General features: G+C 47.0%; 18 protein-coding genes. 13 read left to right on the top strand and 5 right to left on the bottom strand.

Features of this window, described 5'->3' with window-relative positions; translation table 11 throughout:
* Nucleotides 1–185 precede the first annotated feature (185 nt).
* The 11 genes from M3I01_RS17775 to M3I01_RS17725 all read left to right on the top strand — a co-directional run bounded on the left by M3I01_RS17775 (nt 186) and on the right by M3I01_RS17725 (nt 11,625).
* Nucleotides 186–1,649, top strand: a complete 1,464-nt coding sequence (locus M3I01_RS17775) for an NAD-dependent succinate-semialdehyde dehydrogenase (protein ID WP_275565222.1) — start codon at nt 186–188, stop codon at nt 1,647–1,649.
* 84 nt (nt 1,650–1,733) lie between these two features.
* Nucleotides 1,734–3,011, top strand: a complete 1,278-nt coding sequence (gene gabT, locus M3I01_RS17770; protein ID WP_255897276.1) for a 4-aminobutyrate--2-oxoglutarate transaminase — start codon at nt 1,734–1,736, stop codon at nt 3,009–3,011.
* Between the two features lie 297 nt (nt 3,012–3,308).
* Nucleotides 3,309–4,109: a transporter substrate-binding domain-containing protein gene (locus M3I01_RS17765; RefSeq protein WP_255897275.1), complete on the top strand. Its 801-nt coding sequence runs from the start codon at nt 3,309–3,311 to the stop codon at nt 4,107–4,109.
* Between the two features lie 65 nt (nt 4,110–4,174).
* Entirely contained in the window at nt 4,175–4,837 is a 663-nt protein-coding gene (locus M3I01_RS17760) for an amino acid ABC transporter permease (protein WP_255897274.1), read from the top strand.
* Between the two features lie 14 nt (nt 4,838–4,851).
* Nucleotides 4,852–5,514, top strand: coding sequence for an amino acid ABC transporter permease (locus tag M3I01_RS17755; protein WP_255897273.1), 663 nt, complete (start codon nt 4,852–4,854; stop codon nt 5,512–5,514).
* Nucleotides 5,511–6,233: an amino acid ABC transporter ATP-binding protein gene (locus M3I01_RS17750; protein WP_255897272.1), complete on the top strand. Its 723-nt coding sequence runs from the start codon at nt 5,511–5,513 to the stop codon at nt 6,231–6,233. The genes M3I01_RS17755 and M3I01_RS17750 overlap by 4 nt, the downstream gene beginning before the upstream one ends.
* 88 nt (nt 6,234–6,321) lie before the next feature.
* The gene (locus M3I01_RS17745) at nt 6,322–7,284 is read left to right on the top strand and encodes a dihydrodipicolinate synthase family protein (protein WP_255897271.1); all 963 of its coding nucleotides are present in this window, start codon (nt 6,322–6,324) and stop codon (nt 7,282–7,284) included.
* Nucleotides 7,272–8,225 (top strand): 4-hydroxyproline epimerase, encoded by a 954-nt coding sequence (locus M3I01_RS17740; protein ID WP_275565221.1) that lies wholly within the window; start codon nt 7,272–7,274, stop codon nt 8,223–8,225. The genes M3I01_RS17745 and M3I01_RS17740 overlap by 13 nt, the downstream gene beginning before the upstream one ends.
* Before the next feature lie 35 nt (nt 8,226–8,260).
* The gene (locus M3I01_RS17735) at nt 8,261–9,514 is read left to right on the top strand and encodes an NAD(P)/FAD-dependent oxidoreductase (protein WP_255897270.1); all 1,254 of its coding nucleotides are present in this window, start codon (nt 8,261–8,263) and stop codon (nt 9,512–9,514) included.
* Between the two features lie 30 nt (nt 9,515–9,544).
* Nucleotides 9,545–10,570: a trans-3-hydroxy-L-proline dehydratase gene (locus M3I01_RS17730; RefSeq protein ID WP_275565220.1), complete on the top strand. Its 1,026-nt coding sequence runs from the start codon at nt 9,545–9,547 to the stop codon at nt 10,568–10,570.
* A 35-nt stretch (nt 10,571–10,605) separates the two neighbouring features.
* Nucleotides 10,606–11,625 carry an Ldh family oxidoreductase gene (locus M3I01_RS17725; RefSeq protein WP_255897269.1) on the top strand — a complete coding sequence of 340 codons (1,020 nt, stop codon included), beginning with the start codon at nt 10,606–10,608 and terminating at the stop codon, nt 11,623–11,625.
* 62 nt (nt 11,626–11,687) lie between these two features.
* Here M3I01_RS17725 and M3I01_RS17720 read toward each other — a convergent pair whose 3' ends face one another.
* The 4 genes from M3I01_RS17720 to fabF all read right to left on the bottom strand — a co-directional run bounded on the left by M3I01_RS17720 (nt 11,688) and on the right by fabF (nt 16,653).
* On the bottom strand, nt 11,688–13,202 hold the full coding sequence (locus M3I01_RS17720; RefSeq protein ID WP_255897268.1) for an aldehyde dehydrogenase (NADP(+)): 1,515 nt from the start codon (nt 13,200–13,202) through the stop codon (nt 11,688–11,690).
* 206 nt (nt 13,203–13,408) lie between these two features.
* Nucleotides 13,409–14,080, bottom strand: coding sequence for a GntR family transcriptional regulator (locus tag M3I01_RS17715; RefSeq protein WP_255897267.1), 672 nt, complete (start codon nt 14,078–14,080; stop codon nt 13,409–13,411).
* A gap of 108 nt (nt 14,081–14,188) precedes the next feature.
* Nucleotides 14,189–15,127 (bottom strand): LysR family transcriptional regulator, encoded by a 939-nt coding sequence (locus M3I01_RS17710; RefSeq protein ID WP_255897266.1) that lies wholly within the window; start codon nt 15,125–15,127, stop codon nt 14,189–14,191.
* 257 nt (nt 15,128–15,384) lie between these two features.
* Complete coding sequence (gene fabF, locus M3I01_RS17705; protein ID WP_255897265.1) at nt 15,385–16,653, bottom strand: beta-ketoacyl-ACP synthase II; 1,269 nt, start codon at nt 16,651–16,653, stop codon at nt 15,385–15,387.
* Between the two features lie 163 nt (nt 16,654–16,816).
* On the opposite strand from fabF, the gene M3I01_RS17700 reads away from it, so the two are divergent.
* Nucleotides 16,817–17,410, top strand: a complete 594-nt coding sequence (locus M3I01_RS17700; RefSeq protein ID WP_255897264.1) for a TetR/AcrR family transcriptional regulator — start codon at nt 16,817–16,819, stop codon at nt 17,408–17,410.
* Between the two features lie 89 nt (nt 17,411–17,499).
* Here the strand turns inward: M3I01_RS17700 and cysQ are convergent, their stop codons facing one another.
* Entirely contained in the window at nt 17,500–18,339 is an 840-nt protein-coding gene (gene cysQ, locus M3I01_RS17695) for a 3'(2'),5'-bisphosphate nucleotidase CysQ (RefSeq protein ID WP_255897263.1), read from the bottom strand.
* Between the two features lie 44 nt (nt 18,340–18,383).
* Between cysQ and M3I01_RS17690 the strand changes: the two genes are divergently transcribed.
* A complete protein-coding gene (locus M3I01_RS17690; RefSeq protein ID WP_255897262.1) occupies nt 18,384–18,803 on the top strand; it encodes an RNA-binding S4 domain-containing protein in 420 nt (139 codons plus the stop codon).
* The last annotated feature ends 36 nt before the right edge of the window (nt 18,804–18,839 follow it).

Here is an 18,839-nt window from a genome sequence, read left to right as displayed (position 1 = left end):
CGTTGTCTGTACGCCAAAACAGATTTTCCCTCAAACAATGTTTGAACAACATCAAACATTGAATTGATAGCGTCTCATTTTTCAAACGTCGACTATTGCCTACTATGGATTGCTATTAACAGTGCGGTTGTTAGTCTAACGGTTCACTTATTCATCAACCTACGTCGCCAAGCTTGGAGTCTTATATGAAAGCAATACTATCTCAGCCTACTCTATTAAAAAGCCATTCTTATATTGGAGGTGAGTGGGTCGGTGCTAAGTCGGGTAAGACGTTTTCGATTACCAACCCTGCAAACGGTGAACACATTATAGACGTCGCAGACTTAGGTGCGGAAGAAACAACGCTGGCGGTTGAAGCCGCTGAAAAAGCCCAAAAAGAATGGCAAGGCCGAACAGCAAAAGAACGCGCTACTTTATTACGTCGTTGGAACCAACTTATTCTCGATAACCAAGACGACTTAGCGACCTTAATGACATTAGAGCAAGGCAAGCCGCTTGCTGAAGCCAAAGGGGAAGTCGCTTATGGCGCGTCCTTTATTGATTGGTTTGCCGACGAAGCGCGTCGTTTAAATGGCGATGTCATTCCCACGTTTGCGAAAGACAAACGTATATTAACGATAAAACAACCCATTGGTGTGGTCGCGGCTATTACGCCATGGAACTTTCCAATCGCGATGATCACTCGTAAAGCCGGCCCAGCGCTGGCGGCGGGTTGTGCGATTATCATCAAACCGTCTGACGAAACACCGTTGTGCGCGCTTGCACTAGCGGAACTGGCGCATCAAGCGGGAATTCCGGCCGGTGTGTTAAACGTCGTTGTCGGTAAAGACGCCAAAGCCATTGGCGGCGTACTGACAGGCAACCCAACGGTGCGTAAATTGTCGTTCACTGGGTCAACACCAGTCGGCAAATTATTGCTGTCGCAATGTGCGCAAACCGTGAAGCGTACCTCGATGGAGTTAGGCGGCAACGCGCCTTTCATCGTGTTTGACGATGCCGACCTAGACGCCGCTGTTGAAGGCGCGATCGCGTCGAAATACCGTAACGCTGGCCAAACCTGTGTGTGTGCAAATCGCCTGTTGATTCAAGAGGGCGTGTACGATGCGTTCGCTGAAAAATTAGCGAAGCGTGTGGCAACATTCAAAACCGGCGATGGATTTTCTGACGGCGTTTCCATTGGGCCACTCATTAATAACGCGGCCATCAGCAAAGTCGAACAATTGGTGGGCGATGCCGTTGCCAAAGGCGCGAAAGCGCTCATCGGCGGAAACAAGTCAGCAGCGGGCGAGCGTTTCTTCGAGCCAACCATTTTAACGGGCGTGACCGAAGACATGGACATTTTCTCTAACGAGATTTTTGGTCCTGTTGCGCCCTTGTTTAAATTCAAAACCGAAGAAGAAGCCGTTGCCATGGCGAACAATACTCCATTTGGCTTGGCGTCTTACTTCTATTCCCAAAATATTGCGCGTATCTGGCGTGTTTCTGAAGCTTTGGAATACGGCATGGTGGGCATTAACGAAGGCATTATTTCCAGTGAAGTCGCGCCATTTGGTGGTGTGAAAGAGTCTGGAAGTGGCCGCGAAGGTTCTCAGTACGGCATCGATGAATACGTTGAGATCAAATACATGTGCATGGGTGGATTAGCGTAACCCACTGCAAAATAACTGACGACATAACTCAGACTCTACATGGCAAATATCATGCTGAGCCATCTATTGATAAGGTGAAGAAAAATGAACAACGCTGATCTACAAAAACGCAAAGAAAGTGCTATCGCACGTGGTCAAGGCAACATGGCGCCAGTGTACGTTAATCGTGCTTTAAACGCCGAAATCTGGGACGTGGAAGGCAAACGTCATATTGATTTTGGTGCCGGCATTGCCGTGGTGAACACAGGTCACAATCACCCGAAAGTAAAAGCGGCCGTTTTGGCGCAAGTAGAACGCTTCACTCACACATGTGTGATGGTCAGCCCATACGAATCTGCGGTTGCGTTAGCGGAAAAACTAAACGCGGCGGCGCCAGGTAACACGCCGAAAAAATCCATCTTCGTGACAACCGGTGCGGAAGCGGTTGAAAACTGCGTGAAGATTGCGCGCGCGTACACGGGTCGTCCTGGCATTATCGCGTTCAACGGTGGTTTCCACGGTCGTACGAACATGACCATGGGCTTAACCGGCAAAGTGAACCCGTACAAAATTGGCTTTGGTCCATTCCCAAGCGATATTTTCCATGTTCCTTATCCAAATGATTACTTGGGTATTTCGGAAGAACAAGCGCTAGAGGACTTAAACCTGCGCTTTACCTGCGACATTGAGCCTTCTCGCGTGGCGGCTATTATCATCGAACCAGTACAAGGCGAGGGCGGTTTCTACCAAGCGTCTGCGAGCTTCCTACAGAAACTGCGCACCTTGTGTGATGATCACGGTATTTTGTTGATCATGGATGAAATCCAATCCGGTTTTGCTCGTACCGGCACCATGTTTTGCCACGAACAAGCGGGCATCGAAGCGGACCTTATGACCGCGGCAAAAGGTATCGCGGGCGGTTTCCCTATCGCAGCGGTTGTGGGCAAAGCCGACATCATGGACGCGCCGATTCCTGGTGGCCTTGGCGGTACTTACGGCGGTTCACCTGTCGGTTGTGCAGCGGGTCTTGCGGTGTTTGATGTGATAGAAGAAGAGAAACTGTGCGAGCGCGCAGTAGAAGTAGGTGATCACTTCGTAAAACACCTCACTGAAATGCAAGCGGAATACCCACAGATCATCGGCGACGTGCGTAACGCTGGCGCTATGATTGCCATGGAGTTTGTACACGATGGTGATGTCAGCAAACCTTACCCAGAATTGGCGAAGAAGCTGTCCGCAAAAGCCGCCGAAAATGGCCTTGTGCTGTTGTCTTGTGGTATTCGCGGCAACGTTATCCGCTTCTTGCCCGCATTGACCATCGAGATGCGCATCATTGATGAAGGCATGGATATCTTCAAGCGCTGCTTTAAAGAACTTGTTTAAGCCGCTTTTGAAATGAGCAACACCTTCCGCTGGCAAGAATAAACTTTGTCCTAAGCCACTGTGGTAACACAGTGGCTTTTTAAATTTTTGACCCCTTCTATTCCATTCAATATTCTTATTAAAATCATGTATTTATAAAATAAAAACTTACTTCGCATGATCTAGATCCCCCTCTTTTTGTACGATTTTCTTTGTTTAATTTTTAAGTCTCTCTTGACGCTTTCAGGTGTAAAATGTATTTTGTATCCAATATCCCGTAAAAACAAAAATAAACTGCTTATAGAAAGGAATATTAAAATGAAGAAAATAATAACGGCTCTTTTGTCTATCGCCGCCCTGAATTCCGTCTCGGTCACAGCAGACACGCTAGATGATGTGGCAGACAGAGGAACCCTACGTTGTGGTGTGGTGCTTGATTTCCCACCGATTGGCTATCGCGATGCCAATAACGAACCAGCAGGATTCGATGTGGATTACTGTAATGACCTAGCTAAGTCGCTAGAAGTGGATGTGCAAATCATGCCTCTCACATGGTCTGAACGCTTGCCAGTTATCGCGACAGGTCGCGCCGATGTTGTATTTGGTGGCACCTCTGACAGTTTAGCCCGTGCACGAACGGTCGGTTTCAGTATTCCTTATGCCATTTATTATTCTCAGGGAGTCGTGAACTCAAAAAGTAACATCACGTCCATTGATGACATTCGTGGCAAACGCGTCGCCGCTGCGCTAGGTACTCTACCAGAACAAGAGTGGTTAAAAATCGCAGCGAAATGGGGCGAAGAAAACTTGTACCAGAGCTACCAGTCTGAAAACGAAGTCTTTCTCGCTGTGGCGCAAGGCAAGGCTGACATTGGTCTCACAACAAATACTGCTATCAAACCCATCACTCAGCAATACGCGAATTTAGAAGCAGGTCCGCGCATGCCTTGGGTAGCGGATTACACGTCTATTGTTGGCAAACGTCAGGATGTCACTTGGTTAAATTACTTGAATCTGTTTGTTACTCATCAAGTTCGCTCAGGTCGCTACCAAGAGCTTTGGGGCAAATATGTTGGAGGTGATGCTCCTGATCTGCGTATCCCAGGCGTCATGTATTAATACATAAATGATGACCCATCACTTCCCTTCTTTTTATGAGAAGGGAAGCCTCAGGAGATACCAGAATGTTTGATTATAATTTCCATTGGCGGCCTGTTTTAAAAAGCCTTCCCGACCTGATCCAAGCAGGTCTCGTCACCCTTGAAATAGCCTCTTTGGCGATGTTTTTGGGTGTTGTTATCGGCCTTTGTTTGGCATTAATGCGCATGAATATGACAGGTCCACTAAAGTGGTTTGCCGTAACCTGGATTGAAATCGCACGTAACACACCCGCACTGTTCCAGCTGTTCTTTTTTGGTTTTGGTTTAGGTGCTTTTGGCATCAACTTATCGCCCTTTGTTATTATTTTAACGGGGCTCAGTTTTAATTGCGCAGGCTACCTTGCTGAAAATTTTCGCGGCGGTTTCCAAGCCATTCCCGTGATGCAAATCAACTCGGCTCGCTGCTTAGGCATGAATAGCTGGCAGGCTTACACTCGCATTGTCATTCCTCAAGTTTTACGGATTGTTTATTACCCCATTACCAATCAAATGGTCTGGGCGGTACTGATGTCTTCTCTAGGGATGCTGATCGGCTTTAAAGAACTCAGTGGAGAAACTCAATTTTTTGCCAGTAAAACCTTTCGCGTATTTGAGTACTTTGCCGTCGCGGCGGTTATTTACTATGTCATTGTCAAAATAGTTCTAGGTGCTTCTCGCTTGCTAGCGATGCGTCTATTTCGATATTAACGAGGCTTTATATTATGCAAGAACCTATAAGCTTCTTTACCGGTTTTAATCCAAATGATCTTTGGTTTTTAGGCGAGGCGGCACTTAAAACGCTCTGGATTTCCATATTGTCGATTACCGTCGGCAGTGTGATGGGCTGTGTTTTCGGCTGGATTCTCCATGAGAGCAGATTTGCCGGTGGCATTATCCTTGCTCCTATTTTAGATGTTTTTCGCTCTGTTCCTCTGATTATACAGTTGGTGCTTTTTTACAATTTCGCCCCTATGGTGGGTTTGGATCTTAATCCATTCCTTTCTGGTGTTGTCATTCTGACTTTTTATACCGCGTCATTAGTATCAAACGTGGCAAGAGGCGGAATAGAGTCCGTTGAAATGTCTATGCGTCGCGCTTCTCGCTCACTTGGCCTCACTTACTGGCAAGATTTATTTCATGTCGTGCTGCCTATTGGTGGCCGTACTGTATTTCCTGCTTGGATCGGTGTTGTGCTTGGGGTGATGAAAGACAGCGCGCTGGTCTCTGTGTTGGGCTATGTGGAGTTACTTAAAGCCAGTCAAATTCTTATTACGAGAACACAAGAACCCTTGCTCATTTTGTCTATCGCTGGCGTTTTTTACTTTGCGCTTTCTTATCCAATTTCACTGTATGCCTCTAGATTCGAAAAAAGGTGGGCGAAATGATTCAAATACGAGATCTACATAAACACTTCGGCGACCTTCATGTTCTTAAAGGCATTAACCTCGATGTCAGTAAGGGAGAAGTGTTGTCCATTATTGGCTCTTCAGGCTCGGGTAAATCGACCTTGCTGTACTGCATTAATGGGCTTGAGGCCATTCAGCAAGGCACGGTTCATATCAATGGCACCGATGTACACGCTAAAAGTACTGACATTAATAAATTGCGCCAAAAATTGGGTATGGTATTCCAGCAGTGGAACAGCTTTCCTCATTTAACTACCTTAGAAAATGTGGCGTTAGCGCCACGTATTGTAAAAGGAAAGTCTAAGGAGGAAGCTCTAGAGCTTGCCGCTAAGCAGTTAAAACACGTTGGACTGGGTGATAAATTAAAAAATTACCCCGTGTCACTGTCTGGTGGTCAACAACAACGCTTGGCCATAGCACGCGCACTCGCTATGGAACCAGAATACATGTTATTTGACGAAGCAACGTCGGCACTGGACCCTGAAAAAGTAGGCGAGGTTCTCGACACCATGCGTCTTCTTGCTGAAGAGGGTATGACGATGATTTGCGTTACCCATGAAATGGGCTTTGCACGAGAAGTCTCCGATAGAGTGGCTTATTTCCATGAGGGAATCATGGAAGAAATTGGTCCACCACAACAAATTTTTGAAGACGCTCAGTCAGAACACACACGTAAATTTCTTATGAATGTCCGCTAATCTATGGCAGTTTAAGACAACGTCTATTATTCGTTTAAACATACAATATTAAACACAAAACTACTGATAAAAACAAAAGGGTTACAGAATGAACAAAGATATTTTTTACGGCGTAATACCAGCACTAATGACCCCATGCAAAGCAGACCGCACACCGGATTACGATGCCTTAGTAAAAAAAGGCCAGCAGATGATAGCGGCGGGCATGTCTGCCGTTGTGTACTGTGGCTCCATGGGCGATTGGCCGTTGTTGACGGATGAAGAGCGTATGGAAGGCGTAGACCGCCTTGTGAAAGCGGGCGTTCCTGTGATGGTCGGCACTGGTGCGATCAATACAAAATCGGCTGTCGCTCTCGCAGCCCATGCCGAGAAAGTGGGTGCCGCTGGCCTCATGGTCATTCCACGTGTTTTGTCTCGTGGCTCGGTGATTTCTGCACAAATTAATCATTTCAAAGCCATTCTTGCGGCGGCACCGTCTATTCCAGCCATCATCTACAACAGCCCTGTATACGGTTTTGAAACACGAGCCGATGTCTTCTTTGCACTTCGTAAAGAACACAAAAACCTTATTGGCTTCAAAGAGTTTGGCAGTAAAGAAGCCATGCGCTATGCCGCTGAAAACATTACGTCTAACGATGAAGAAGTATTGTTGATGGTTGGCGTAGATACTCGAGTATTTCATGGGTTCGTAAACTGTGGCGCCACAGGGTCCATTACAGGGATAGGGACGGCATTACCAAAAGAAGTTCTGTTGCTTACGCATCTTTCAAAAATGGCCGCTACTGGAAATGCAGAAGCACGAGTACGAGCTCAAGAGCTAGAAGAAGCCATGTCCGTTCTTGCCAGTTTTGATGAAGGCCCTGAGCTTGTACTCTTCTTTAAATACCTATTGGTATTGAATGGTGAAGAAGAGTATCGCCTACACTTTAATGAAACAGATGAACTAAACGAAGAGCAACGCAGATACTGCGAAAAGCAATACCAGCTTTTCAAAACGTGGTTTGCTCAATGGGTAAAACAAGGTGGAGTGATTACTGAATGCATATCGTAGATAGCCATACCGAAGGCGAACCTACCCGAGTGATTCTAGAAGGAGGCCCTGATCTTGGATCAGGGCCTTTGACGGAGCGGGCGGCACGTCTAGCAACCGAATATAAAGACTTCTATCGCTCTGTGGTGCTTGAACCCTATGGGCAAGAGGCCATGGTTGGCGCTTTATTGACCGAACCAACGAACCCTGAATGCGTTGCTGGTGTTATCTATTTTGATGCGGCGGCGGTCATTGGTATGTGTGGGCACGGCACAATTGGTGTCGCTGCTACACTGGCTCACATTGGCAAAATTGGTATTGGCACGCATAAAATAGAAACACCGGTCGGTATTGTTGAAGTCACACTGAGCGATAAAAATACGATAACCGTAAAAAACATCGACAGTTACCGATTCAAAAAAGCCATCACGCTAGAAGTAGAAGGTATTGGCAAAGTGACTGGTGATATTGCTTACGGCGGTAACTGGTTCTTTATGGTCGATGATAGCCCAACACCTGTGCTACCAAGCAATATTCGTGGTTTAACAGAAGCAGGGATTGCCATTCGAGAAGCCATTTACGCTCAAGGTATTGAAGGGGGAAATGGCGGTATTATCGATCATATTGTGCTGTATGGCCCTGCGCTTACCAAGCAAGGACACACGCGTAATTTCGTTCTATGCCCTGATGATGCCTACGATAGATCACCTTGCGGAACGGGCTGTTCAGCGCGCTTGTCATGCCTTGCGGCCGATAATCGACTTGCCCCTGGTAAGGAAATTTATCAAGAAAGCACCATTGGCAGTAGTTATACTTTGAGCTATGAAGTGTCCACCAGCCCAACTGCTCCAAAAGGAAGTATTGTGCCGTCTATTACCGGTCAGGCCTTTATCACTCGTGAAGCAACTCTCATCAATAACCCAAACGATCCTCTCAGAAAAGGCATCGTACTAGGGAGCTAACACGAGCAAGGAGTCACTATGAGGAAGGAGTTACTATGAGCGACAAAATAAAACCGGATGTTATTGTGATCGGGGCTGGCATTATTGGTATCAGTACCGCCCTTAAATTGCAGTCGGAAGGCAGACAGGTGCTTGTGTTAGACCGTAAAGGCGTCGCCGCTGAAACGTCCGCAGGTAACGCGGGGGCATTCGCTTTTGCGGACGTTATTCCGCTTGCTACGCCGGGTATTATGCGCAAAGCCCCGAAGTGGCTCCTTGACCCTCTTGGCCCTTTATCTCTTCGTCCTGCTTACGCGCTAAAAATCTTGCCTTGGATGTTCCAGTTCTGGCGAGCCAGTTGGAAAGACAAATATCAAGCCGCTCTCACAGCACAAGCCAGTTTGATGGCGTTATCAAAAGCCGCCTTAGAGCGCCAAATAACCGCCGTCAATGGTGAATCCTTGATTCGACGAGAAGGGCAGTTACAACTGTATGAAGGCGCCGCTGAATTCAAAGCAAGCCTTGCCGGTTGGCAAACTCGCAAAGAACACGGCGTCGTATTTGAGTTTCTAGAAAGCCCTGAAGCCATCGCTAACATCCAGCCCGGTATTCACCCCCGTTTTACCCATGCGGCTTTTACTCCAGAATGGAAAAACGTCGTCCATCCCGCCCAATGGACACAATACTTAGCAGACGCTTTCGAAAAATTAGGTGGTCAAATACGCATTGCGTCCATCAGTGCGATTGATTTAAAAGACAATAGCGTCCTCTTAAAAAGCAATGACGAAGATTATGAAGCAAGCTATGTGGTGCTCGCGGCAGGCGCATGGTCAAAAACATTAGCGCAATCAATGGGTGACAATTTACCGCTCGACACCGAACGAGGGTACAACACGACATTGCCAGCTGGCGCGTTTGATCTTAAAACTCACATCACTTTTAGTAACCACGGCTTTGTTGTGACGAAAGCAGGGCAAGGTATACGAGTCGGTGGCGCCGTAGAGCTCGGCGGTCTGTCTCTTAAACCGAATTATAAACGCGCCGATGTTCTGCTCAATAAAGCCGCTCATTTCTTACCCGATCTAAACATTACGGGAGGAGTGCAATGGATGGGGTTTCGTCCATCCATGCCAGACAGCTTGCCGGTGATTGGTTACGCCACTCAGTCTAAACGTGTCGTTTATGCCTTTGGGCACGGCCATTTAGGTCTTACTCAATCTGCCGGCACGGCCGAGCTAGTCAGCGATCTTCTGGCTGAAAGGCCAATCGATATTTCTATGCGACCTTACTCTGCAACACGCTTCCAATAACTCATCAGACTTTAGAGGACATCCAGCCCAATGCGCAGCCGTAAAACGATCCATGTTATTTCCGCCCATGCCGAAGGAGAAGTCGGTGATGTGATTGTTGGTGGCGTGACACCGCCACCCGGAAACACCTTATGGGAGCAGCGCTCGTTCATCGAGCAAGATAAAACCTTACGGAATTTCATGTTGAACGAGCCTCGCGGTGGTGTGTTTCGTCATGTAAATTTATTGGTGCCGCCTAAACACCCTGACGCTGACGCCGCGTTTATTATCATGGAACCTGAAGACACGCCTCCTATGTCGGGCTCCAACTCTATTTGTGTGTCCACTGTTCTCTTGGACAGTGGTATCTTGCCAATGCAAGAACCCTACACCGACATCGTTCTAGAAGCCCCCGGTGGACTCGTGTATGTTCGCGCAGAATGTCGTGACGGCAAAGCTCAGCGCATTTTTGTGCAAAACGTGCCAAGCTTTGTCGATAAGATCAATGTGCCTTTGGACGTTGATGGATTAGGTACAATCATGGTTGATACCGCTTACGGCGGTGACAGTTTTGTTATCGTAGACGCGCAATCATTAGGTTTCGATATTGTTGAAAGCGAAGCCAAAGCCATTGCTCAGCTGGGGGTGAAAATCACCAATGCCGCAAACGAGCAACTGGGCTTTACTCACCCAACGAATCCGAACTGGAAACACATTTCTTTTTGTGCTTTTTGTGGACCGCTCGAAGCGACAGATAAGGGGTTTAGCAGTAAATCGGCGGTCGCAATACAACCCGGCAAAGTCGACCGTTCCCCTACAGGCACGGCCGTTTCCGCTAGAATGGCGCTAATGCACGCCAAAGGCTTGATGGCAGTAGGGCAAGAACTAACAGCAACGTCCATCATCGGTTCGCAATTTAATGGCAAGATTATTGAAACCACTCAGGTTAATGGTCACCCTGCCGTGATTCCACAAATCAGCGGACGAGGATGGATTACAGGCACACATCAGCATATGCTAGACCCAGATGATCCGTGGCCTGAAGGTTATAAGCTGAGTGATACTTGGGGCGCCTAGCCTCTATAAGAATAATAAAACATAATGGAGAAAGTATGAGCGATAACGTCACCCTACGTTTGGCTGAAATGCGCGAGCTAAGCGAAACAATACTCATGGACAATGGTTTTAATAAAGATCACGCCCGTTCCATCACCGATATCATGTACGCCTGTCAGCAAGATGATTGCCACTCTCACGGCCTTCATCGCCTACTTATGTGCGTTGAAAGTATCCAATCTGGACGCATCGATGGCACTGCAGTACCTACCATCACAGACGCAGGCCCTTCGGTGGTTCGAGCCAACGCCAACAAGGGAATGTCTTTACTTGCCTTACAGGCCGCACTGCCACAATTAATAGAAAAGGCAAAGAAAAACGGCATTGCCGCGCTGGCTATTAATAACTGCTATCACTTTTCTGCACTTTGGCCTGAAGTCGAAAAACTGTCTGAAGCCGGACTGGCCGCCATTGCCATGGTTCCCAGCCATGCATGGGTGGCACCTGCTGGTGGAACTCGCGGTACGTTAGGCACCAACCCTTTAGCGTTCAGCTGGCCACGCAGAGGCAAACATCCCTTTACCTTTGATTTTGCCACTAGCCAATTTGCCAGAGGCGAAGTTGAACTGTATCGCAGAGCAGGGAAGGCGCTACCAGAAGGCGTTGCTATCGATAAAGATGGAAAACCAACCACAGACGCAGAAGCCGCGATGAATGGCGCCATGCTGACGTTTGGTGGTTATAAAGGCTCTGCTTTGTCGATCATGATTGAGTTACTGGCAGGGCCACTTATCGACGACCTGACCAGTAAAGAAAGTATGGAATTTGCCGAAGGCAAACCCGAAGCGCCTTATCATGGCGAAATACTGATCGCGATCGATCCGAATTTATTGAGCGGTGGCAAAGCCGTTGCCAATGATGAGCGAGCAGAGCGATTGTTTGCAGACATTCTTGATCAAGGCGCACGTTTGCCATCTCAGCGACGTTATGTGGCTCGCGAGAACAACATGAAGCGTGATGCGATAGAGATTCCTCGAACATTGTACGAAGAGCTCCTCACATTGCGTAAATCCTAATGGTTCAGGCAAAAAAAACCGCGCTCTTGGCGCGGCTTTTTATTGTCTAATAAACCGTAATATTAAATAAGGTCTTCTGGTAATAATCCCGCGGGGATATCTTGATAACACACTGGACGCAAGAATCGACGAATCGACATGGTTCCTACTGACGTCGCGCCAAAGTTGGTAGACGCTGGGTACGGACCACCATGAACCATGCTGTCACACACTTCCACGCCGGTAGGGAAGGCGTTCGCCAAGATACGACCCGCTTTACGCTCCAGTACAGGAAGGAAGCTTTTTGCGGCACCAATATCAGACTCATCCAAATGGATAGTGCAAGTCAGTTGACCCTCTAAGCTTTTGGCAACTTGCAACATTTCCTCAATCGACGCGGCCAAAACAACCACCCCTAATGGACCAAATACTTCCTCGGCTAGTTCCGTATTCTCCAGCCATTCTGCCGCAGTTGTGGCGTATAGATACGGTGTTGCATCACGTAACTCGCAAGACGTTGTCAGTATTTCACGTACGCCTGTCGCCGCCGCAATGCGTTTTTGACCAGCACGATACGCTTGCGCAATCCCATCCGTTAGCATTACTTGAGCGGGTACTGATGATAGATTATTACTCACAGTAGATACAAATTCATCTGCTTCAGGGCCAGCGAGCAACACGGCAATCCCAGGATTGGTACAAAACTGTCCGGCTCCCATCGTCAAAGAAGCGGCCCAGCCTTTGCCCAACGCTTTCCCACGGTTTGCGATGGCATTAGGAAACAAGAACATGGGATTAACGGACCCTAATTCGCCAAAGAAGGGAATTGGCTCAGGACGTGCGGCACACAAATCAAATAAGGCACGGCCTCCCGCTAAAGAACCCGTAAAGCCGACCGCTTTGATCAATGGGTGCTGTACCAACGCAGAACCGACTTCACGATTGCCGCCTTGTATTAAACTAAACACACCAGCCGGCATACCACACTTTGTGATGGCCGCATGAATGGCTTCGGCCACAATTTCACCGGTTCCAGGGTGTGCACTGTGTCCTTTTACGACAACGGGACAACCGGCAGCCAAAGCGGCAGCGGTATCGCCACCGGCGGTGGAAAAGGCCAATGGGAAGTTTGACGCACCAAATACGGCAACAGGACCAATAGGGCGCTGTATAAGTTTTAAATCGGCGCGAGGAAGAGGCTGACGCTCTGGCAAAGCCGCATCGTGACGCTTATCTAAATAATCACCTTGCAGAATATGTTGTGCAAACAAGCGTAACTGACCACATGTGCGTCCGCGCTCGCCGATTAATCGGGCTTCAGGCAATCCCGTTTCTGCGCAACCAATGGCGGTAATGTCATTACCACGGGCGTCTATTTCATCGGCAATGGCGTTTAAAAAATTGGCTCGTATTTCGCGCGAAGAATAACCATACTCAAGAAAAGCCAGCTCTGCAGCCTCAACGGCGTCGTTGACATTTGTAACAGAACCTTTTGCAAAGGCATGCGCTTCACCAGTAGCAGGGGAAGATTGGAACGTTTGATCTGAAGTGATCCATTGTCCAGCGATTAAATGTTTACCATGTGGCATGAAAGTCATGTTGTTCTTGCTCCATTAGTATTCGTTTGAAGTGAATCTTTATGTGGATATTGTATCCAAAAATACAAATTGTACAAGTAATATGCGTATACGCATCATAAAGAAGCCGTAAGCTATTTAAACCACACTAGTAAAGTAGACAATAAAGAGGGGACTGAATAGCGCTGCCTTTCCTTAGCAACAGTATTCAGTTAACACAAAATGGATTATTTAGAGCGTGTTGCTGCAATCAACTCTAGTATTTGTTGCTTGGTATTCTCAAGGTGGGCTCTCAATAGATTTGCAGCGCCATCAACATCACGCAAACGAGCTAGATTGAATAAAGAGCGATGGTCATGTTCAGCGTTATCTGCTTTTCTGAGTTGATCAATATGCATGCTGACATACCGATTGGCCTGCATACTGACGCGTTCAAGCAACTGCATCGTCAGCTTTTGATTAGCCGCTTCATACAACATGGCGTGGTATTGCGCATTTAATGGCCCCCAGTCAGCCACATTTCCAGCGGCGTATGATGCTTCCATTTCATCGAGCAGTTCACTGCACTGATCAAAGTGGTGCTCGTCCATTAATGGTATGGATTTTTTAAGCAGATCAACTTCTAAGAGAATCCTAACATCAAAAAATTCAGCGATTTCAGCCAATGAGTGCTTTGTAACAGTTGCGCCTCTATTGTTGATAAAAACAACCAGCCCTTCTGAATCAAGCCGTTTCAATGCCTCTCGAACCGGCATTCGAGACACATCATATTCTTCAGCTAATAATTCTTGTCGAATAAGATCACCTTCTGCTAGGTCACCAGACAAAATTCGATTACGCAAATCAGTCGCGATGACATCAGGCAAACTTTGACGTACGACAGCCCTCTTTTGAGCCAATTTTCTACCCTCACTTGATACATGGAATTAAGACAAGCAATGACTTCATAATGAAATCAAAAGCGTCTTTATAGACAAACTAAAAAACAATTATACTCGATTTTACGGCTAATACGGAGCCACAATTAATTCTTCTACGGTTTGGTGCAATACTTTGAGAAACAACTCACGAGGCTTATTGGGCTGCGTCGTTTTCTTACAGATAACGGCGACGCCAAGTGTGTAAGAACGATCATTCGGTGCCACCGCAACAATATCGCCTGTCTCTGCATAAGAGTGAGCATAATGCTCTGGCAGAAAACCAATAAATTTACCCGATAAAATCAACGCTAATCGGCTGTCATAAAAATAGGAAATAGCGGTGAGGTTCATGTGTGAAATTTGCTCACTAACGGCTTCGTGTGGTTTCAAGCCAGCATGGGTGGCAGGGTATTGATCTGCTTGAGCTTCTTGGTCTTTAGATGACATGCTTGCCAATGGGTGATCTTTACCGCAATAGAGGTAACAGTCATCACGGTATAAATGAACATAACTCAGACCATCTAGTTTACGGTGGTACGGTATAAAGCCGATGTCTGCTTCATCGTTTAGTATCATGCGTTCGATATTGGACATCGAAGAGACGTTAGTCGTAATGAGAACTTCTGGTGCCTCATTAGAAAAACGCTGGATGAGCTCAGGAAAGTGGCTACGAGGATCAAGGCTGATTTTATCAGAGAGAGCAAGACGAAGCTTACCCGTTAAGCTGGCGTTTAAGTTATTCACCGTCGTTCGAAACGTATCGAGAGATTCGAGTAAGTTCTCGGTCATTTTGTAAATAATGACGCCTTCCTCGGTAAGAGAAAAACCACCTCGACCACGCTTACACAAAACAAGGTTAAGACGCGCTTCTAAATTAGAAATATGCAAACTAATCGTCGATCGACCAATATTAAGAGACGTCTCCGCCGCTGAAAACCCACCGCAATCCACCACGATTTTAAAGACTTTTAGTTGTTTAATCTCATAATCACCGACTTGCCCCAGTGAGTAGTTTTTTAGACTCATTATTGCTCCCATTTATTATCTATCATCTAAACATATTTTATTATTATGAGCCTGCGCTAAATAGGTGAATTTAGCGGATTTGTACTATTGAGGCTACTCGTATTGAGTATCGTGATGATGCTTCCAGAGCGGGTAACTTGGTTGCCAAACAAATGGATGGCTAAATAAAATTGACTGCCATAAAAAAAGACAGCTCGGTAAGCCGCCTTTTTTCATTCTTTGCTTTGTTATATTTCTATCCAAAGTTTCTCTAAAACCTAATAACGTTTCAGAATCAGCGCCGCGTTCACACCGCCAAAACCAAAGCCATTACACAGTACATACTCAACGCTTTTTTCACGTGAAACCAATGGGATAAGATCCAAGTCCGCCATACTTTCTTCAGGTTCGTGTAGATTCAAGGTCGGCGGCAACGTACCCGTTCTTAATGCTTGAGCACTAAAAATGGCTTCAACGCCACCCGCGGCGCCGAGCAAATGACCTGTCGCAGATTTTGTTGAAGAGATGGCGACGTCACTAATTTTCTCACCAAAAATACGTCGTAGTGCATTGATTTCACCACGATCACCAACAGGTGTAGACGTTGCATGTGCATTCACATACCCAATTTTATCCGCCGTAATGCCCGCCATAGTCAATGCCGTTTGCATCGCACGCGCTGCGCCTTCGCCGTTTTCTGGCCCAGAAGTTAGATGATACGCGTCTGCGCTGGTGCCATAACCCACGATTTCAACTAACGGCGTTGCGCCTCTCTCTAACGCATGTTCGAGGGTTTCTAGCACAACCAAGCCAGCACCTTCGCCCATCACAAACCCTTCTCGGTCTTTATCAAACGGACGAGACGCTTTTGCCGGATCGTCATTGCGTGTCGATAATGCTTTCAATGCACCAAACCCAGCCAGAGACAATGGATCGATACAAGCTTCTGTACCGCCAGCCAAGGCAACTTTCGCCTCACCCGTACGCAACAGACGCATCGCATCACCAATCGCTTGTACGCCCGCAGCACACGCTGTCACCGGTGTACCAATCGGTCCTTTAAAACCATATTTGATCGATACATTCCCTGCCGCGAGGTTGGCAAGAAACGCTGGCACAGTGAAAGGCGATAATCGACGCGCGCCTTGATTGGTTAATACCGATTGCGCATGGGTGATGGTTGGTAATCCACCGATACCGGTTGCGATGATGGTCGCCGTTGCTTGCTGATCTTCTTCTGTTGTTGGTTGCCAGTTCGCTTGGGTTAGGGCTTCTTCGGCCGCCGCCAAAGCGAATAATGTAAACAGATCTACACGCTTACGATTTTTTGGTGACAGATAGTCCGATTCATTCAAACCATTGTCCTGCTCCGTGTGACTTGGCACTTGTCCAGCAATGTGTGTGTTCAAACCATCGGACAGTGTGGTTGGTAATAATCGAATACCGGACTCACCTCGTATCAATCGATCCCAAACCGATGCCACGCCCAAACCTAGTGGCGACACCAAACCCATTCCTGTAATAACAATTCGGTCTTTAAGCGACATGAGAAAACCCTCTTAAGTTTCTGCAGAAAGAAAGTCCCCATGCTAGAGTGAGTCTATATATGATCAAGATAATATTAAAACCCCCTTGTACAATGTCATTAAAGAAAGGGGTCGTTCGAAGAGTATTAATCGACAGACAAAGATTACGTTTAGGAGACTAAACATGCCTTACACACCAAAGCACAAAGAACAGACTCGCCAACGCATCTTACAAGCCGCGGCTAAGTTGTTCTGCTCGCACGGTTTTGATCGCGTCACGCTCACACAGATCATGAAAAAAGCCAACATGACTCACGGGGCGTTCTACGCGCATTTTTCAGCGAAAAGCAGTTTGTACGAAGCCGCGATGCAATTCGCTACGTCACATGCTTTTTGGGCTCGCGATGACAAGCAAACCGAGAACAAAGAAACGCATTTAAAAGCGCTCGTCTCGCGTTATTTGAGCTGGAGTAAAAGCGATAAAAAACACCCGTCTCCATTGGAATTTTTAGTGACGGACGCCGCACACACAGAAGAAAAAGTTCGCCAAGCCTATCAAGCTTGCTTCGACAGTTTAGTCGAACGTCTTGCGGGAATTTTGAAAAAGCGCGGTAGCCAAGACGCCGACGCCTTAGCGGAAGAAACGGTGGTGTCATTAGTTGGCACTGTCGCCATTGCCAGGTCCTTCACTCAGCCACTGCAAAATGATTTCTTAAAACGCGCTCAAGAACGCATTGTTAAGCGTCTAAACAGTGGTTTACATACTAGGGAAAGTTAAGTGCATAGGTTCAATTGTTTCACGTGACACAAAAGATGAGTGAGTACTGAAAAGGAAAAGAGAAGGGTAACAAGACTAAGCCAATCGCCTTAGTCTTGTTTTTTATACCAGTCAATAACGCTTGGGGCGAGTTCAGGCCCAGAGACAAAGAAGTGTCCGTTAAGTAATGTTTTACGTTGATTGTAGCGAAACGGTTGTCCCGTTGGCGTAACGAGCATACCGCCAGCGGCTTCGATTATCGCTTGCTGGGCCGCCGTATCCCACTCGCTGGTCGGTCCACGACGTAAATGTAAATCCGCAATGCCTTCTGCAATTCGACAGCCTTTTATTGAACTGCCCTTAGGTAACTCTCTAACTTGCTCATAAGCCAACTTTAACGTCGCTTTTAGATCGGCAGGTAGGGCGGGGCCATGGCTGCGGCTTGTCATGACAATAATCGGATCACGCGGATCGCGAAGTTTAATGCTTTCAAATTCATTGCCTTGCCATTTGAACGCACCAACTGGTAAGTCTTTCCACGATTCAGTAACACCAACATACCCTTCGCTTGTGGTCGGTAGGTAAACAACACCTAAAATAGGCACGCCATTTTCGACTAAGGCTATGTTGATGCTGAACTCGCCATTTCGCTTAATAAATTCTTTGGTACCATCCAATGGGTCGACAATCCATAACATAGGCCACCCAGAGCGCTCCTCGAACGAAACGACGCCTTCTTCGGACAAGACTGGAATATCCGGTGTAAGCGCCTGCAAACCTGCTAGAATCACTTTGTGTGCAGCTAGATCAGCAGCCGTCACTGGACTATCATCCATTTTTTGCTCAATACCTAAATCGGCACGTTGATAAATGTCCATGATCACATCGGCGGCATCGTGTATTATTTTTTGAAGAGCTTGGAAAATTGGGTGTTTACTAATGTCCTGCATAACAGCCTCAAATATAACAACAGAATAGGGTCAACGTATTCCTTATGAGTAAACCAGAAAAGCAGTCGGCACCACAAGCCGTTCGTTTAGATAAGTGGCTTTGGGCCGCACGTTTTTATAAAACTCGCTCACTTTGCAAAGAAGCCATTGACGGTGGCAAGGTGTCCTATAACGGCAGCAAGGGGAAAGCCAGTCGCAATGTGGAAATAGGCGCCTTGATTGGTATACGAGCTGGCTGGGATGAAAAGGTGCTGAAAATCATAGCCATTAGTGGACAACGTCGTGGCGCGCCAGAAGCACAACTCTTGTATGAAGAAACCGCCGAGTCAATTAAGAAACGCGAAAAACGCGCGCTCGAAAACAAATCCTTCGGTGGTCGAATCATGACGGACCATAAGCCAAATAAAAAAGAGCGTCGTGATATTAAGCAACTAAAGCACGATATATTTAGTGGTTCAGACTAACCTAAAAGTGAAGAAGAGGCGCCTACTTAGCGTCTC

The sequence above is a fragment of the Marinomonas maritima genome, from assembly GCF_024435075.2.
In the GTDB taxonomy this organism is placed as follows: domain Bacteria; phylum Pseudomonadota; class Gammaproteobacteria; order Pseudomonadales; family Marinomonadaceae; genus Marinomonas; species Marinomonas maritima.
The sequence above is the reverse complement of the archived record's forward strand: the minus strand, read 5'-3'. Positions and strand labels throughout refer to the sequence as shown.

Coding starts and splice junctions, on each gene's coding strand:
- M3I01_RS17775 (WP_275565222.1), top strand. CDS start 186: ATGAAAGCAATACTATCTCAGCCTACTCTATTAAAAAGCCATTCTTAT.
- gabT (WP_255897276.1), top strand. CDS start 1,734: ATGAACAACGCTGATCTACAAAAACGCAAAGAAAGTGCTATCGCACGT.
- M3I01_RS17765 (WP_255897275.1), top strand. CDS start 3,309: ATGAAGAAAATAATAACGGCTCTTTTGTCTATCGCCGCCCTGAATTCC.
- M3I01_RS17760 (WP_255897274.1), top strand. CDS start 4,175: ATGTTTGATTATAATTTCCATTGGCGGCCTGTTTTAAAAAGCCTTCCC.
- M3I01_RS17755 (WP_255897273.1), top strand. CDS start 4,852: ATGCAAGAACCTATAAGCTTCTTTACCGGTTTTAATCCAAATGATCTT.
- M3I01_RS17750 (WP_255897272.1), top strand. CDS start 5,511: ATGATTCAAATACGAGATCTACATAAACACTTCGGCGACCTTCATGTT.
- M3I01_RS17745 (WP_255897271.1), top strand. CDS start 6,322: ATGAACAAAGATATTTTTTACGGCGTAATACCAGCACTAATGACCCCA.
- M3I01_RS17740 (WP_275565221.1), top strand. CDS start 7,272: ATGCATATCGTAGATAGCCATACCGAAGGCGAACCTACCCGAGTGATT.
- M3I01_RS17735 (WP_255897270.1), top strand. CDS start 8,261: ATGAGCGACAAAATAAAACCGGATGTTATTGTGATCGGGGCTGGCATT.
- M3I01_RS17730 (WP_275565220.1), top strand. CDS start 9,545: ATGCGCAGCCGTAAAACGATCCATGTTATTTCCGCCCATGCCGAAGGA.
- M3I01_RS17725 (WP_255897269.1), top strand. CDS start 10,606: ATGAGCGATAACGTCACCCTACGTTTGGCTGAAATGCGCGAGCTAAGC.
- M3I01_RS17720 (WP_255897268.1), bottom strand. CDS start 13,202: ATGACTTTCATGCCACATGGTAAACATTTAATCGCTGGACAATGGATC.
- M3I01_RS17710 (WP_255897266.1), bottom strand. CDS start 15,127: ATGAGTCTAAAAAACTACTCACTGGGGCAAGTCGGTGATTATGAGATT.
- fabF (WP_255897265.1), bottom strand. CDS start 16,653: ATGTCGCTTAAAGACCGAATTGTTATTACAGGAATGGGTTTGGTGTCG.
- M3I01_RS17700 (WP_255897264.1), top strand. CDS start 16,817: ATGCCTTACACACCAAAGCACAAAGAACAGACTCGCCAACGCATCTTA.
- cysQ (WP_255897263.1), bottom strand. CDS start 18,339: ATGCAGGACATTAGTAAACACCCAATTTTCCAAGCTCTTCAAAAAATA.
- M3I01_RS17690 (WP_255897262.1), top strand. CDS start 18,384: ATGAGTAAACCAGAAAAGCAGTCGGCACCACAAGCCGTTCGTTTAGAT.